The organism is Labilibaculum manganireducens (genome assembly GCF_002843385.1).
Taxonomy (GTDB): domain Bacteria; phylum Bacteroidota; class Bacteroidia; order Bacteroidales; family Marinifilaceae; genus Labilibaculum; species Labilibaculum manganireducens.
This window is the reverse complement of the sequence record NZ_MVDE01000056.1, coordinates 1-15,402: the sequence shown is the minus strand read 5'-3', so window position 1 is coordinate 15,402 and position 15,402 is coordinate 1. Positions and strand designations below refer to the sequence as shown.

The following is a 15,402-nucleotide window of genomic DNA, read 5'->3' as shown; positions in this document are numbered from 1 at the left end:
ACCTCTTCCCATTCCGAACAGAGAAGTTAAGCCCGATAGCGCCGATGGTACTGCCTTTTTGGTGGGAGAGTAGGTCGACGCCAACTTTTAAAGAGTCTTGTTCCAATGAGGAATGAGACTCTTTTTTTTGCCCTTAAATTGGGTGTTGAAACTTGTGTATGGCTTTGAATAATTTTTTACAATTTACTTTGTCGAATCAAATGGTGTATTAATCTGAAGTAAACGAAAGCCACTTCCGTGAATGTTCTCAATTGATAGGTTGGAATCCGGTTTTAAATACTTTCTAAGTTTAGTAATGTAAACATCCATACTTCTTGTTGTATAGAAGTTATCATCCCCCCAAATGGTTCGTAAGGCATTCTCTCTGGGTAAAATTTGATTCATATTAGCGCAGAGCAAACTTAACAACTCAGATTCTTTTGGGGAGAGTTTTTCTTGCTGATTATTTAAAGTTAATGTTCGCAATACTGGATCGAAAATGAATTTCCCGATTGAGTATTGTTTTATTGTTGGTGCTTTGCTGATACCATTATTTCTTGATAGTATGGCTTTAATCTTATAGATTAATAGTTCTGAGTCAAATGGTTTCGTAATATAATCATCGGCACCTAAACGATATCCTTGAATAATATCTTCTTTAAGTGCTTTTGCCGTAAGAAAAATGAGTGGTATATCCGGATTAATTAGTTTTATTCTTTTTGATAAAGTAAATCCATCCATTTCGGGCATCATTACATCGAGAATGCAAAGATCGTATTTTGAATTTTCGAAACTCTCTAATCCTTCCTTTCCATTTTTACACAAGACAACATCGAAATCTGAAATTTCCAGATAGTTTTTCATGACAGCACCAAAATTAGGTTCGTCTTCAACTAATAATATTCTAATATTATTTTTCATTTAGGCTTTTTATTGGAAGCGTTAAATTGACAGTTGTTCCGTCGTTAGGCTTACTGATGATATCGATATACCCATTGTGTTTTTCTATGATTAGCTTTACATAGCTTAATCCGAGGCCAAAACCTTTCACGTTGTGAATATTTCCCGTTTCTGCCCTGAAGAATTTTTTGAATACTTTTTTCTTGGTCTGTGGATTCATACCAATTCCTGAATCTTTTATCCAAATATGGATTTTGTGGTCCTGATTTTTTGTTCCAATCTCAATTTCGGGTTTTTCTATTGAATATTTGATTGAATTGTCGAATAAATTAAAAATTGCATTTAAAAAATGGACTTCGTCGATTTCAGCTATATCGTTGATTGCCTTTAAATCGATTTTTAAAGTGCCGTTTTTCTCATCAATTTGTAATTGAATATGCTCTGCAGCTTTTTGAAGTATTTCGTTTATATGATTGGTTTGCGCATTAATATCCAATTCATGTTTACCGAATAAAGAAAGTTGAAGAATATTTTCCACTTGTTTGTTCATTCGAAAGTTCTCATCTTTTATAATTGATGTGAAGTATCTGATTCTATCAGGATCTCCGATTATTTTTGGATTATTGATAGAATCTGAAGCTAGTGCTATGGTAGCAATTGGGGTTTTAAATTCGTGAGTGATGTTATTGATAAAATCAGATTTGATATCATTAATACGCTTTTGTTTTAAGATGAAAAAAATTGCATTACCAAAGGTGAAAATAATAAACAGGGTGAAAATTGCAGATAGTATCAGTAATGAAAAAATGGATTTGTAAATAAAATTGAATGAGTCAGGAAAAAGCAGAGATAGTTTATGATTTGATAAAAAAATATCATTTGGGAATAAATTTACCTGATGATTCGAAGCAACTAGTTCTGAATTTAAACTGGAGTCAGATGAAAGGACAATGTTCTTTGTTTTATCATCAATTACGGCATAATCGAATTCGGTATTAATATCAAAAGAGGTTAAGCTTTCTCGAATGTCATTGGGTAAATCCTTTTCATTGATTCGATCTTTGATAGTAATATCCTTAGAATTGAATTCATAGACAACTTTTTCAAAAATGTTTTCAATTTGCTCTTCTTTTTTTCTCGCTCTAATTATGGTATCATTGGTAGTTACTTGTATATCAATATTTAGAGATGAATCAAGATTTGTTTTTGGCTGCCAAAATTTGATGGATTTACTTTTAGGATTTTTGCCCGATACTATTAATTGTGTATCAGAACTAGTTACATTATTTTGTTTCCCGTTGATTTTCCGGGTTGTTTTTATGTGGATATGATGATCATTTTTGTGATTCTTCTCATCAAGAAATTGTTTAATTTCATGAATTTCAATATTGCCAACTTTAACATCGGTGGCAGAATTCAGACCTTCTGAGATTAAAAAAACGGATTCTTCCTTTTCAAGATTAGTGACAATTTTGTGTAAAGCTTTATTAATATTTGAAGCAAAAGTCTGCTCCTGAATTTCGATTGCATTTTTTATCCAGAGAATTTGAACTCCAATAATCCCAATTAATGAAATTGACATTAGGAGGATTAAACTGGTGATAATTTTTCTGCTCATTGTGATTTTTATATAGATATCTGAAGATATAATTCAAATATACAAAGAGCAAGATTCATTATTGGTTAATGGCTTCCTAATAAGTCTTAATGAAAAGTTAAAGTAAAAAAAAGGACTATAAAAGTCCCATTTCCTTTACTCTAAGTAAATCTTCGGGAGTATCTATTCCAATCGATTCATGTTCTGTTGTTTCTGTTTGTATCCAATATCCATTCTCAAGCCAACGTAATTGCTCTAAAGATTCTGATAATTCTAATTTGCTTTGTTCTAGTTTAGTAACTTTCATTAAAGCATCAAATCGGTAGGCGTACATCCCTATGTGTTTGTAGAAAGTATTTTGAGACAGCCATTTATTCTGATCTTCACCGCGAACAAACGGGATTGGTGACCGGCTGAAATATAAGGCGCGATTATCCTTAGCAGTTACTACCTTAACTTTGTTTTGATCAAAAATTTCAGCAGTATTTGTAATTGCTTTTATTAATGTTGCAATTTCGGTAGCCGGATTATTGAAGCAGGATTTTAAAGAATTAATTTGTTCAGGCTGAATAAAAGGCTCATCGCCCTGAATGTTAATGACTACGTCGAAATCAAGTTTTAAATTTTGGGTGATAATATTAGCCGCTTCAGCAATCCGATCGGTTCCGCTTTGATGATTTGGAGAGGTCATGATTATTTTTCCTCCAAAACTCGTAACAGCTTCCTCTATTCTTTTATCATCAGTAGCAACATAAACATGATCAAGTGCTTTAAGAGCCTGTTCGTATACTTTTTGAATCATGGGTTTGCCGTTAATATCGGCCAAAGGTTTACCAGGAAACCTTGTAGATGCATATCTTGCAGGTATAATTCCTAAGAATTTCATTCTTGTTTTATTTTGCGTGTTTTAATTTAATGGCAAAGTAAACAAAAATTCAGAACCTTCCCCTAGTTTGCTATGAGCCATTATTTTTCCACCATGACCGTTCACAATTTTTTTAGCGATAGCTAAACCTAAACCAGTACTACTTTCATTAGCTGTAGTTTTTGCACTGGTTGTTCCAAATTCTGTAAATAAATTTTTTACTTCCTGATCTGGAATACCAACTCCCTGATCAGTAACTGATATTTCAATATATGAATCGTTCTTTTTAAGAATGACAGATATTGTTGTATCTGGGTTAGAGTATTTAATAGCATTACTTAATAGATTGTGCAATACTTGCTCAATTTTATTTTTGTCGATCCAAATTGAGTTAATACTTATTGTTGGATTAAAATTGATTTGGATGTTCTTTTTTTTTGCGAAAATCTTATTGATTTTTATTGCATTTTCAATTATTTCCTGAATGTTCTGTTCCTTTTTATCCAATTTGAGTTTACCCAGTTCAATTTTGGAGATATCTAATAGCTCATTAATCAGGTCAAGGGAAAACTGACTGCTGTCTTTTATTAATTCCATGAATTCAATTCTATCATCATCGGAAAAATCATGATACGAATCTAGGAGCAGATTGGAAAAGGATTTTATTGCGCCAATAGGATTACGAAGGTCGTGTGCGGCTATACCCAGAAATTTTGATTTTTGCTCATTAAGTACACGAAGTATTTCATTCTGTTCTTCAAGTTTATTCCTGCTATTCTCCAACTCAGTATGGTCATCAATAATTACCAGAATATATTCATTTCCACCATATTGTATGTGCCGGGTTGAGTACGAGAAATGTTTGGTTTCTTTTTGGTTATTTGAGTAAAATCCTCGGGTAAGTTTTTTATCATTTGTTGGAACTTTTTGGCACATGGTAAGCAGAAGATCACTTCTCAATTTACAGTTTTTGCAATGAGAGGTTTCTCCACATAATGCATTTTCATCAACGGTGTATTGACATCCTAAGGAATTTCCACATAATTTATCAAGTACCTTTTCTTCTCTTTTTTGAAAGAGGAGTGTAAAAGACTCGTTTACACTTTTAACGCGGGTATGCTTATCCAGAATAAATATTGCTGATGTTATATTGTTGAATAAAATATTTAAAAATTCATTTGATTCTTTAAGACTTTTAAGATTGATTGACATTGGCTCTTGGATTTTACTCTGTACAACACGAATTATTACGGAAATTGCACGAAAAAGATACTGAAAATTAACAATCTTTAAAGATATTAATTAGGCAGAATGGCCGTCTAAATCTAAAAAGTAGTAATTTTGTCAGGTAGCATGATAAAATTTCATGTTTTTCATTTAGGTAACAATCAAATTAGATTTTTTTGATGGATATACAAACAATTAAACATCGTTTCTCAATTATCGGGAATACATATTCTTTAAATAGATCGCTTGACATTGCTATTCAGGTTGCCCCTACTGATTTATCGGTATTAATTACAGGAGAGAGTGGAACCGGAAAAGAAGTGTTTCCTCAAATAATACATCAATTCAGCTCACGAAAACATGCTCCGTATATAGCTGTGAATTGCGGCGCTATTCCGGAAGGGACTATTGATTCAGAATTATTTGGACACGAAAAGGGTGCATTTACGGGAGCCTTATCAGATCGAAAAGGATATTTTGAGGTAGCCAATAAAGGAACAATTTTCTTGGATGAGATTGGTGAACTTCCATTATCAACGCAAGTTCGTTTGTTACGTGTTTTAGAAACCGGTGAGTTCATTAAAGTTGGTTCGTCAAAGGTTTTAAAATCAGATGTAAGAGTTGTTGCTGCAACAAATCTTAATATTCCTAAAGCTGTAAAAGATGGTAAGTTTAGAGAGGATTTGTATTACCGTTTAAATACTGTACCTATCAACATGCCGCCTTTGCGCGAGAGACAAGAGGATATTTATCTGCTGTTCCGAAAATTTGCACAGGATTTTGCTGAAAAATATAGAATGCCGCCTTTGCGGCTTGATTCCGGAGCTCAACAGTTATTGAAGTCTTATCGCTGGCCTGGGAATATTCGACAATTGAAAAATATTACAGAACAGGTTTCCATCATTGAAAAAGAAAGGCAAATTGGTGCTGACATATTGAGGAACTATCTTCCAAGGAATGATGAACATATGTTACCCGCTATTTATACTGATACGTCTAAAAAAGATCAGGCTTTTTCTTCAGAAAGGGAGATACTTTACAAGGTTCTTTTTGATATGAAAAAGGACATGACTGATTTGAAAAAGTTAGTGTTTGAGCTGATGCAAACAAGTGGGGATTCTTCGTCTTTGCAAAAGGATAATGCTTTACTTATAAGGAAACTGTATGAAGATCAGGAGATTGACATTCTTCATCATCAATCTTCGGCGCAAACTTCTACTACTGTTTCATCTCCTAAAGATTCAGTAATTCAAGACACCGAGGAATTTGTTGAGGAATCTTTATCGCTTGAAGATAAGGAGGTTGAATTGATCAGGAAAGCACTGGAGAAGCACAACGGAAAACGGAAGTATGCTGCGCAGGACTTAGGAATATCTGAGCGGACACTGTATCGTAAAATCAAAGAATACGATATCAACTAATATTCACAATTTATTGTTATTTTTATTTCCCAATATATGAAACGTCCGTGACAGGCAATTGTGACCCACAGGGGCATGATTATTCGTTCATGGTAAGTTCCGTATGGGAACTAAAAAACAAATTATAATCATATGAATTTAATTAAAGTCTTGTTTTTAAGTTTTTGTGTTGCCTTTGTGGTAACAGCATGTAAGGTGTCCTATTCATTTACAGGAGGAACACTATCGACTGATGTGAAAACTTTTTCTGTTCAGTTTTTTCCTAATAGAGCTCCCCTTGTAAATCCTAATTTGAGTAATCAGTTTACTGAGGCACTTAAAGAAAAATTTCGTGGACAAACTACTTTAGATGAAATTGTTGATGGGGAAGGTCATTTGAATTTTGAAGGAGAAATAACCGGATACAGAACTCAGGCTTTAGATGTTACTGCGGATGATATTTCTGCAACCAATCGATTAACGGTTACTGTAAAAGTTCGTTTCACAAACGAAATAGAGCCTGATAATGATTTTGATAAGAGCTTTTCTGCCTTTCGGGATTTTGATAGTACCAAACAGTTAAGTGATGTGGAAGAAGGATTAGTGGCAGAGATTTTAGAAGACATTATTGATGATATATACAATGAAGCGGTTGTAAACTGGTAAAAAATGGATCAAAGTTTATTACAGGATTGGATTAGAAATTCAGCGAAAATGGATCGGAACAGTCATCGGGAATTAAAAAGTCTGATTGACCAATATCCTTATTTTCAGACTGCTCATCTACTCTTGTTGAAAAACTTGCATGATAGCCAAAGTATTCGGTTTAAAGAAGAGTTGAGAAATTCAGCTTTGTACATTCCAGACCGGCGTCAGTTGTTTTTGTTAATTCAAGATCAAATTAAGATACAATCCCGTTTTAAAAGCAGCGAAAAAATACTTATTGCTCCAGAAATATCAGAGCCTGTTACACAAGCGGAAAGTACAGATCTTCTGATCGATGAAAAGTCACTTACATCGGAAATAGAAGCAGAGGAGCGGGATGAATTGTTTCAATTATCAGAGGAGTCGGAAGTAATGGATTCTGAGGTTTTGAATGATCAGAATAATCCTGTGGAATCTGAAAATTTGTTTGCTGCAAATGATGAAATTTTGGAGATTGCTGATTCTGAAAACAAAAAAGAGGAATCAACAGCGAAAACTGAGAAGTCACAAACAGAAAAGCAGTTGAGCGACTCGGAATTATTGGTGGCGGCAACAGAGGTTTATCATATTGGTTTTGGTGGTAATTTATATACTTTATCAGAAGAACCAAATATTAGGAAAACAGAATCGGATAAGGATGAAAGTCACACCTTTACAGATTGGATGACAGTTGTTAATAAAAAGGACAGTAATGAAGTTTATTCAGATTCAGATAAGGAAAAATCGAAAAAAGGAATTGATCTGATTGATAGTTTTATTCAAAATGAACCAAGAATAAGCAGGAACATTAAAGTTGTTGATAAACAAGAGGATATTTCATTGGGAAGTTTAGAGGATAAAGATGGTTTTATTAGTGAAACTTTGGCCTCTATCTACGTGAAACAGAAACTGTTCGATAAGGCTATTGCTGTTTATGACAAATTAGTTTTGAAAAATCCCGAAAAAAACGCTTACTTTGCGAGTCAGATTGAGAGAATAGAAAAATTAAAAAATAGTAAATAAGATAAGTATGTATACCTTTGTTTTAGTATTGATCTTTATTGTTTGTGTACTTTTAGTGTTAATCGTATTAGTACAGAACTCTAAAGGAGGTGGATTAGCTTCAAACTTTTCATCCTCAAACCAAATTATGGGAGTTAAGAAAACAACTGATTTTCTTGAGAAAGCAACCTGGGGTTTGGCCGGAAGTTTATTAGTTCTTTGTCTTTTAGCTGCGATGACTATTGATCGTGGTGAAGTAGAAGGTCAGAAATCACAAATTGAGCAGCAATTGCAGGAAACTGAAACTGCTACCGATGTTCCTACTTTCCCTACTGAAGCTCCTTCTACCGAAAAGGATACAGCAAAATAAGAAAAGAAAAATATCATTGATATAAATAAATGTCAGTATGTCATATCATACTGACATTTTTTTTGTCTTGTTATCGTTCTGTTTTTCAGTATATTTATTCATTCCCAGTTGAAATGTTGATAAGTCTTTTTCGCATTTGTTATTGATGTTTTAAAATAGGAACAGTATTGCGGCAATATTGTCAATGAATTTCTTTTGGCATGAATTGTGAAAGAGAATGAATCATAAATTGTAATTTAAAACTTAAAATATTTTGAAAATGGCAGACTTAAAAGGTAGAATTCTTGCTGGTAAAATTTTGGTTGAAGCTATTAAAGCTGAAGAAAAAACTGCAAGTGGTATCATTATTCCGGATGCTGCAAAAGAAAAGCCAATGCAAGGTAAAGTAGTATTGGTTGGTTCTGATAAGAAAGATGAACCAATGGAATTAAAAATTGGAGATACGGTTTTTTATGGCAAATATTCAGGAACAGAACTGGTAATTGATGGAGATGATTATCTGTTAATGTCTCAGTCAGACGTTTTGTACATTGCATAATTAATTACACAAACTTTCAAAATTAAGTAAGAAATGGCTAAAGAAATTAAATTTAATATAGAAGCCCGCGACCTTTTAAAAAAGGGTGTTGATGAGTTGGCAAATGCAGTAAAAGTAACTTTAGGACCTAAGGGTAGAAATGTTGTGATTGATCGCAAGTTTGGTGCTCCTCAGATTACAAAAGATGGAGTTACTGTTGCAAAGGAAATTGAATTGGCTGATGCAGGAGCGAATATGGGTGCTCAGATGGTTAAGGAAGTAGCTTCGAAAACCGGTGATGATGCTGGTGATGGAACTACGACAGCAACTGTTTTGGCGCAATCTATCGTAAATGTTGGATTGAAAAATGTAACAGCCGGTGCGAATCCAATGGATTTAAAACGTGGTATTGATATTGCCGTCGCCGCTGTTGTTGCTAACATTAAAGAGCAAGCTCAGGAAGTTGGGGATAACTTCGACAAGATCAAGCAAGTTGCTAAAATTTCTGCAAATAATGACGAGACTATTGGTGCACTGATTGCTGAGGCAATGGAAAAAGTGAAAAAAGAAGGTGTAATTACTGTTGAAGAGGCAAAAGGAACTGAAACTTACGTGAAAGTGGTTGAAGGAATGCAATTTGACAGAGGATACATCTCTCCGTATTTCATTACCGATCCTGAAAAAATGGAAGCTGATTTGGAGAATCCATATATTTTATTGTACGACAAGAAAATTTCTACAATGAAAGAGTTAATGCCGGTTCTTGAACCAGTTGCTCAATCAGGTCGTCCGTTAATGATTATTGCAGAAGATGTAGAAGGCGAGGCATTGGCCACTTTGGTTGTGAATCGTTTAAGAGGTTCGTTAAAAGTTGCTGCTGTTAAGGCTCCTGGTTTTGGCGACAGAAGAAAAGAAATGTTGGAAGATATTGCTATTCTTACCGGCGGAGTTGTTATTTCTGAAGAAAAAGGAATGAAATTGGAGCAGGCAACCTTGGAAATGCTTGGTCAATCAGAAAAAATTACCATTGATAAAGAAAACACAACGATTGTAAATGGAAGTGGAGAAAAAGATGGTATTGTTGCCCGTGTTTCTCAAATCAAAACTTTAATCGAGAATTCAACTTCTGATTACGACAAAGAAAAACTTCAGGAAAGATTAGCCAAATTAGCTGGTGGTGTTGCTGTACTTTATGTTGGAGCAGCTTCTGAAGTTGAAATGAAAGAGAAAAAAGATCGTGTTGACGATGCATTGAGTGCTACTCGTGCTGCTGTGGAAGAAGGAATTGTTCCTGGAGGTGGCGTAGCTTACATTCGTGCAATTGCTGCTTTAGAAAACCTTAAAGGTGAGAACGAGGACGAAACAACAGGTATCGAGATTATAAAGCGTGCTATTGAAGAGCCATTGCGTCAGATTGTTGCCAATGCTGGTGGCGAAGGTGCAGTTGTGGTTGATAAGGTGAGAGCTGGAAAAGGAGACTTTGGTTACAATGCCCGCATTGGAGAATATCAGAATCTATTTGAAACCGGTGTTATTGATCCTGCTAAAGTATCTCGTGTAGCTCTTGAAAATGCAGCTTCAATAGCTGGTATGTTTTTAACTACCGAATGTGTTTTGATTGAAATAAAGGAAGATGCTCCTGCTATGCCAATGGGTGGCGGAATGGGTGGTGGAATGCCTGGTATGATGTAATCATTCTTCATCTGGAATATAGAAGGCGGCTGTTTGGCCGCCTTTTTTATTTTCTTTACTTACGTATCAATAAAGGAGGTAATAGAATTTTTTCTTTGATTAGTCGTTTATTTAGCCTTCTGCTCATACTCCTGTAAATTGTGTTGGCATCATCCCATTGCGTGCCCGAAGAATAAATTTTACCAACCCAAAAAGGCTGCATACTATTTATATCTATTAAGTAGGCTTGAAATACAGCTTTCGGACTTTCTGATTTTTTTATTTCCCCACAATTACTAATTCTTTCGCTTACCTCATAATAGTAATCTGTTTCATTGATAAGAAGAATTGCTTCAGTATCACATTTGCGTAAAGTTGAAATAAAATTATTGTAATTAATATCAATATTTACCTTGAATTCGTCTTTTGATGATGTGATTGGAGTTCTTGGATTGGATATTTCATTTTTAAGAGCATTCTCCATAAGCCTTCTGCTATCCATCGATTTCAGATCATTAATATCATCCCTGAAATATTTATCGTAAGTTTCTTCATTTAATGTTTTAACATTTATTTCATTAAAAACCGTAATTACAAATATTTTGTGATATTGTTCCTTTGGCTTTTCAATGTTTTGAAAAGATACATATGAACTTGCGCATCCACTTAAAAGAATAGAAATACAGACTGTTAGCAGGCGTTTCATGATTTGTATTTTTGTGTATACTAAATAGAATTCTTTATGTATATGACAGTTTCATGACGGGATACACGTATTCTGAATTGTGATTTTTTTTCATTATGACTATTTAAATAGTTGTACAACTATAAAAATAGTCATACATTAGCGCCATGAAAGAATTAACAAAGGCGGAAGAACAAGTCATGCAATATTTATGGAAGCTGGAAAAAGCTTTTCTTAAAGATATTATTGAGAAATTTCCAAATCCAAGACCAGCATATACAACAATATCAACTGTGGTTCGGGTTTTGGTAAAAAAGGGAATAATCGGTTTTACAACTTATGGGAAAGTAAATCAGTATTATCCATTAATCTCTAAAAGAGCTTACACTCGTGCGTTTATGAAAGGAGTAATGAAGAGTTTCTTTAATGATTCGGTTGGAGGATTTACTTCCTTTTTTACTCGCGAACAGGATTTATCACTTTCGGAATTGGAGGAAATGAGAGCTCTAATTGAGGAACAAATTCATAATAAGAAGAAAAATGGCTGAGTTTGGAATTTATTTGCTGGAATCCAGCATTTGTTTGGCTGGATTTTATTTCATCTACAAATTATTTTTGTCCGGAGATACTTTTACAAGCAGAAATAGATACTATCTCCTGTTTGTTACATTTCTTTCGTTGATTATACCTCTGTTAAGTTTTTCATTTCAGACTGAGAATTTTTCTGCAGCCAATAAATTTGTATGGGAATTTGAACAGTCATTTCAAACAGAAATTTTGCAATCAAATGAATTGGAGTCAGAAACACCTTTATTTTCTATGATTTCATTTGTATGGATTTTGTATTTTTTAGGAGTTTCTGTTTCTTTTTTCCGGATTGCTAAACATGTATTTCATCTCTTTAAATTAATAAAAGCCAATGAAATAAGAATTTATAATGGTTTAAAAATTGTATCGGTAAATGAAAATTCTTCGCCGTATTCTTTCTTTGGGTACATATTTTTGAATCAACAAATACTAACCGAATCGGAACAAGAACATGTTCTTTTGCACGAATCCATTCATGCCAGACAATTTCATTCTCTCGATTTATTGTTTGTTGAGTTAGTGAAAATGGTTTTATGGTTTAATCCTTTCATTTATTTAATAAATCGATCATTGATCGAAATGCATGAATACTTGGCCGATCGGGAATGTTTTAATGAAGGAATTGACAAGGTGTATTATCAAACCTTACTACTAAGAAATGTAGAACGTCAAATGATGTTTGCTTTAACCAGTTCCTTTAATTCATCGTTAACTTTAAAAAGAATTAAAATGATCAAAAAAATAGATACATCTAAATTAGCACATCTTAAAATTATTTTGGTAATCCCAGTGGTTTTAATCAGTTTATTAAGTTTTAGCTTTTCAGAATCAATTCCACGATTGTCAGAGGGGAATTTTGATAATTTTTATCCACTGGAATCGCTTGCCTTTCCATTAAAATCAGGCGATCAAATTTACATTTCTTCCGGGTACGGAGAACGAATTCATCCGATTACCAAAAAGAAAGGATTTCATAATGGAATGGATATTGCCGCGCCAAAAGGAACATCAATTCTTTCCGTTTCGGATGGGATTGTTACCAAGGTGAACAACCAATTTGTACAGGGAAAAGGATATGGTCGTTTTGTAATTGTAGATCATCAGAATGGGTTTTCCAGTTTGTATTCTCAGATGGATTCCTATTCTGTAAAAGAAGGCCAGAAGATATCAAAAGGAGATCTTGTTGGAACAATTGGAACATCAGGTTTGACAACTGGTCCTCATTTGCATTTTGAGCTTAAAAAGGATGGAAAACTTGTAAATCCGGCAGACTTTTTTGGAAAGGATTTGTCTGCTTATCTGAAATAAAAAAAGGGGATCGAACGATCCCCCTTTCCTATTATCTCTTGTTTTTTTCTATTTTTTCCATAATGATTTCCTGTACAGGCCGGTTCTCAATTTTTGAATCCAGCCACGACATGATATCCAAATATAAAAAAGCTCTTTTCTCGAAAGGATCATTAACCCATTTTTGTAAATCAATTCTTGATTTTTTCAATTCATCTTTCAATTGGTCCGGACTTATCGAACTTAGTTTTCTAAGGAAACGAAGGATGTATTTTTGAACTTCCTGTAAATCGTCCATTTTTGCCAGAAAACGATAAGTTGACCGTATTTGGTATTCCAAGAGTTCTGTATTTTCCAACTCGTAATGGCTAATCAGATTTAATATTCTGCCAAAGCAATGAATATCGCCGCGAAGCGTGGTATCTTTTACATCTGAAATTCGATTCAAATATTTAATTGCCTCTTTGTATTGTCCATTGCCGAAATATAAACATGCAATTTTATAATAGAAAACCAAGGCGCGGTGATTGTCCATTCCAAATTTATTCTCTTCAAGAAAATGTTCAATTTTTGGAATTAAGTGTATTCCCTTATTAAATGTTCCATCCATAAAATGCCTGTTTATACGGTGTACATACAGGAACATATTTAAAAGTATATTTAAATTTGAATTGTGCTGGAATTGTTCTTCATGCTCCAGTTTTCTTAATAAGCGCAGGTTCTTTTTAAACGTAGTTACATGATTTGTGTAAAAGAGAGCTGCCAAAACATTGTTCAGTCCTTTCAGATACAAATCGGTATGAATATGAATCATCTCGGGATTTGTTTGAAAAAGATCAACCCATTTTTGTGCATATTTATAGCACATTAAAAAATCCTGAACAATTAAATAATACCAAACGTAGGACTGGAACAAATACAATTTCTCAAAGAAACTTAAGGATTGAATATCATAGGGATGTAAGTTGGTGTTAAAAAATTCTTTCACCATCAATAAATCTTTCTCGTTTCGGACATACCCAACTTTAAGATATAAGCCATAAAGCCGAATCGACATGTTTGAGAAGAATACAACTCCATCCATAATTTTACTGATTTCAGTTGCTTCCCGGGTAATTTCTTCGGCTCTGTTTTCAATACTTTTAGTAACGTACTGCGATTCTAATAACTTCTCGAATTGGACAATTTCAAATACCAGAATATTCTTCTTGTTTTTTCGGGCCAGGGCTTTCGTTTTATCAAGTATTCTTAAGCTTTGCTGATACAAGCCTTTGTTGTACAGAACTTTTGCATGATCAATCTGTTCACGGATACTGATGCTGATATCATGATTGATCTGCGTTAACCGGAGGCTGGTAAGAAGTTGTTTGTACAAGTGTGCCTTTAGATTAGGAAGCTGAGATTGCTTTATTTCTTTTGCTTTTTTTAAAATGATGGTCTCATTGTAGTCATCCATTTTATCCAAAACATCGAAAAGTTGTAAAAATTTGGTCTCCTTTTCACTGCTAATTCTATTGGCATACAATTTAAAATTTCGTTTCTCCGATTTCGAAATCGATTTAATTAATTGAAACAGAGGGTCTATTTGTTGTTTAGGCATTGTAAAAGATGTGTAAGTTAACTGTTTGGTAAACAGTGTAATTTTCAATATTCATTTTGCTTGAACTTCGTAGTTTGTATTAAAAAACGATTTTCGTAATCTCAATTCATGAGCTACATTTGAATCATCAAATCAAGAGAATGATTCAATTAAATAATCTTGAAACGGAACATGAATACAACAAATCTGTTATCAAAATTAACAAAATCCGAGAGACTGGAAACAGTTATCGGATTAAATCAAGCTCTTGAATGTATTGGAGTCGATCAAATTAACAAAGATCTCAGTCGAAATCAGGCTATTGAAATTGGGAATGTGATTGTTGATAAATTTGCTGGCGTAATGAATTTAACCAAATTGGTGGAATCCATTAAAGAAGTGGTTTCAGTTGAAGAATTGGAGGCATTTAGAAAAGAATTGTCAGGCAAATTAAATTCTGTTGTTACAAATACAACGAAAGCTCCAATTCATCAGAAACGTATGGCTGCTTTAAAGAGTAGTTTTGAGGAAATTTCTGGTGACAACGTACTTTGAAAACCATTTGTAGTTGTTAATTCAATTGCAATTTTTTAGAGAGTTGGTAACACTATCCCCCTTGTGTTATTAATGATCTAACTATTAACCAAACATGAAGAATACTAAGTTGTGATGGTTCTGTGAGGAAATGAACGATTTCTTTTTGGCTTGTTAGTAAATATTTACGAATGATCCAATCCGTTAGAATTAGTAGTTTAAAAGTAAGTTAGGTGTGATTATACTTTTTTGAGAAACATTCCATGCTTAATCGGATCTCTTAGATTCTTCTTGTTATTATTTAGACCATCTTTTTGATTATGTTTTAATATTAGTTGTGATAACCGGCAAGATTCTTCTTGTCCGGTTTTTTTTATGGAATGTTTTGAGTAACAATAGTTCGTTAAGTTTTATGCAGCTATTAAACCAAAATTATTGAGTTGCCTGACTTTTTCTTTATTTTTCTTCGTGTTTGGGTTTATCCCAAACACAATTAAAAATCTATCCATTAGTAATT

The 15,402-nt window shown here is 33.6% G+C and carries 15 protein-coding genes and 1 rRNA gene; 10 read left to right on the top strand and 6 right to left on the bottom strand.

The genetic code is table 11. The features are described from left to right. A 5S ribosomal RNA gene (gene rrf / locus BZG01_RS20700) occupies positions 1-86 on the top strand; the annotation flags it as partial. Between the two features lie 97 nt (positions 87-183). Here rrf and BZG01_RS20695 read toward each other — a convergent pair. The 4 genes from BZG01_RS20695 to BZG01_RS20680 form a co-directional block, all read right to left on the bottom strand. After that, positions 184-900, bottom strand: coding sequence for a response regulator transcription factor (locus tag BZG01_RS20695; protein WP_101311752.1), 717 nt, complete (start codon positions 898-900; stop codon positions 184-186). Beyond that, the gene (locus BZG01_RS20690; RefSeq protein ID WP_101311751.1) at positions 890-2,497 is read right to left on the bottom strand and encodes a sensor histidine kinase; all 1,608 of its coding nucleotides are present in this window, start codon (positions 2,495-2,497) and stop codon (positions 890-892) included. Before BZG01_RS20690 ends, BZG01_RS20695 begins: the two co-directional genes overlap by 11 nt. 115 nt (positions 2,498-2,612) lie before the next feature. After that, complete coding sequence (gene kdsB / locus BZG01_RS20685) at positions 2,613-3,362, bottom strand: 3-deoxy-manno-octulosonate cytidylyltransferase (RefSeq protein ID WP_101311750.1); 750 nt, start codon at positions 3,360-3,362, stop codon at positions 2,613-2,615. Positions 3,363-3,383: 21 nt separating this feature from the next. Next, positions 3,384-4,553 carry a sensor histidine kinase gene (locus BZG01_RS20680; RefSeq protein ID WP_101311749.1) on the bottom strand — a complete coding sequence of 390 codons (1,170 nt, stop codon included), beginning with the start codon at positions 4,551-4,553 and terminating at the stop codon, positions 3,384-3,386. Between the two features lie 191 nt (positions 4,554-4,744). Between BZG01_RS20680 and BZG01_RS20675 the strand changes: the two genes are divergently transcribed. From BZG01_RS20675 to groL, 6 genes are all read left to right on the top strand, one after another. Next, on the top strand, positions 4,745-5,989 hold the full coding sequence (locus BZG01_RS20675) for a sigma-54 interaction domain-containing protein (RefSeq protein ID WP_101311748.1): 1,245 nt from the start codon (positions 4,745-4,747) through the stop codon (positions 5,987-5,989). A 132-nt stretch (positions 5,990-6,121) separates the two neighbouring features. Next, positions 6,122-6,634, top strand: a complete 513-nt coding sequence (locus tag BZG01_RS20670) for an LptE family protein (protein WP_101311747.1) — start codon at positions 6,122-6,124, stop codon at positions 6,632-6,634. 3 nt (positions 6,635-6,637) lie between these two features. After that, the gene (locus BZG01_RS20665; RefSeq protein ID WP_101311746.1) at positions 6,638-7,675 is read left to right on the top strand and encodes a hypothetical protein; all 1,038 of its coding nucleotides are present in this window, start codon (positions 6,638-6,640) and stop codon (positions 7,673-7,675) included. A 7-nt stretch (positions 7,676-7,682) separates the two neighbouring features. After that, entirely contained in the window at positions 7,683-8,024 is a 342-nt protein-coding gene (gene secG, locus BZG01_RS20660) for a preprotein translocase subunit SecG (RefSeq protein ID WP_101311745.1), read from the top strand. 259 nt (positions 8,025-8,283) lie between these two features. Next, positions 8,284-8,562 (top strand): co-chaperone GroES, encoded by a 279-nt coding sequence (locus tag BZG01_RS20655; RefSeq protein WP_101311744.1) that lies wholly within the window; start codon positions 8,284-8,286, stop codon positions 8,560-8,562. Positions 8,563-8,595: 33 nt separating this feature from the next. Then, positions 8,596-10,233, top strand: a complete 1,638-nt coding sequence (groL, locus tag BZG01_RS20650) for a chaperonin GroEL (protein ID WP_101311743.1) — start codon at positions 8,596-8,598, stop codon at positions 10,231-10,233. A gap of 55 nt (positions 10,234-10,288) precedes the next feature. On the opposite strand, the gene BZG01_RS20645 is transcribed toward groL, so the two are convergent. Beyond that, the gene (locus BZG01_RS20645; RefSeq protein ID WP_101311742.1) at positions 10,289-10,918 is read right to left on the bottom strand and encodes a hypothetical protein; all 630 of its coding nucleotides are present in this window, start codon (positions 10,916-10,918) and stop codon (positions 10,289-10,291) included. Positions 10,919-11,064: 146 nt separating this feature from the next. On the opposite strand from BZG01_RS20645, the gene BZG01_RS20640 reads away from it, so the two are divergent. Further along, positions 11,065-11,445 (top strand): BlaI/MecI/CopY family transcriptional regulator, encoded by a 381-nt coding sequence (locus BZG01_RS20640; protein WP_101311741.1) that lies wholly within the window; start codon positions 11,065-11,067, stop codon positions 11,443-11,445. After that, positions 11,438-12,793, top strand: coding sequence for a M23/M56 family metallopeptidase (locus BZG01_RS20635; protein WP_101311740.1), 1,356 nt, complete (start codon positions 11,438-11,440; stop codon positions 12,791-12,793). Before BZG01_RS20640 ends, BZG01_RS20635 begins: the two co-directional genes overlap by 8 nt. Before the next feature lie 31 nt (positions 12,794-12,824). On the opposite strand, the gene BZG01_RS20630 is transcribed toward BZG01_RS20635, so the two are convergent. Further along, on the bottom strand, positions 12,825-14,372 hold the full coding sequence (locus tag BZG01_RS20630) for a hypothetical protein (protein ID WP_101311753.1): 1,548 nt from the start codon (positions 14,370-14,372) through the stop codon (positions 12,825-12,827). A gap of 171 nt (positions 14,373-14,543) precedes the next feature. On the opposite strand from BZG01_RS20630, the gene BZG01_RS20625 reads away from it, so the two are divergent. Further along, the gene (locus tag BZG01_RS20625; RefSeq protein WP_101311739.1) at positions 14,544-14,906 is read left to right on the top strand and encodes a hypothetical protein; all 363 of its coding nucleotides are present in this window, start codon (positions 14,544-14,546) and stop codon (positions 14,904-14,906) included. Positions 14,907-15,402: the final 496 nt, after the last annotated feature.

What these genes read in the sequence shown, in the direction of transcription:
- kdsB (WP_101311750.1), bottom strand. Translation starts at nt 3,362, where the DNA reads ATGAAATTCTTAGGAATTATACCTGCAAGATATGCATCTACAAGGTTT.
- secG (WP_101311745.1), top strand. Translation starts at nt 7,683, where the DNA reads ATGTATACCTTTGTTTTAGTATTGATCTTTATTGTTTGTGTACTTTTA.
- BZG01_RS20690 (WP_101311751.1), bottom strand. Translation starts at nt 2,497, where the DNA reads ATGAGCAGAAAAATTATCACCAGTTTAATCCTCCTAATGTCAATTTCA.
- BZG01_RS20655 (WP_101311744.1), top strand. Translation starts at nt 8,284, where the DNA reads ATGGCAGACTTAAAAGGTAGAATTCTTGCTGGTAAAATTTTGGTTGAA.
- BZG01_RS20635 (WP_101311740.1), top strand. Translation starts at nt 11,438, where the DNA reads ATGGCTGAGTTTGGAATTTATTTGCTGGAATCCAGCATTTGTTTGGCT.
- BZG01_RS20670 (WP_101311747.1), top strand. Translation starts at nt 6,122, where the DNA reads ATGAATTTAATTAAAGTCTTGTTTTTAAGTTTTTGTGTTGCCTTTGTG.
- BZG01_RS20640 (WP_101311741.1), top strand. Translation starts at nt 11,065, where the DNA reads ATGAAAGAATTAACAAAGGCGGAAGAACAAGTCATGCAATATTTATGG.
- BZG01_RS20630 (WP_101311753.1), bottom strand. Translation starts at nt 14,372, where the DNA reads ATGCCTAAACAACAAATAGACCCTCTGTTTCAATTAATTAAATCGATT.
- BZG01_RS20645 (WP_101311742.1), bottom strand. Translation starts at nt 10,918, where the DNA reads ATGAAACGCCTGCTAACAGTCTGTATTTCTATTCTTTTAAGTGGATGC.
- BZG01_RS20695 (WP_101311752.1), bottom strand. Translation starts at nt 900, where the DNA reads ATGAAAAATAATATTAGAATATTATTAGTTGAAGACGAACCTAATTTT.
- BZG01_RS20625 (WP_101311739.1), top strand. Translation starts at nt 14,544, where the DNA reads ATGAATACAACAAATCTGTTATCAAAATTAACAAAATCCGAGAGACTG.
- BZG01_RS20680 (WP_101311749.1), bottom strand. Translation starts at nt 4,553, where the DNA reads ATGTCAATCAATCTTAAAAGTCTTAAAGAATCAAATGAATTTTTAAAT.
- BZG01_RS20665 (WP_101311746.1), top strand. Translation starts at nt 6,638, where the DNA reads ATGGATCAAAGTTTATTACAGGATTGGATTAGAAATTCAGCGAAAATG.
- groL (WP_101311743.1), top strand. Translation starts at nt 8,596, where the DNA reads ATGGCTAAAGAAATTAAATTTAATATAGAAGCCCGCGACCTTTTAAAA.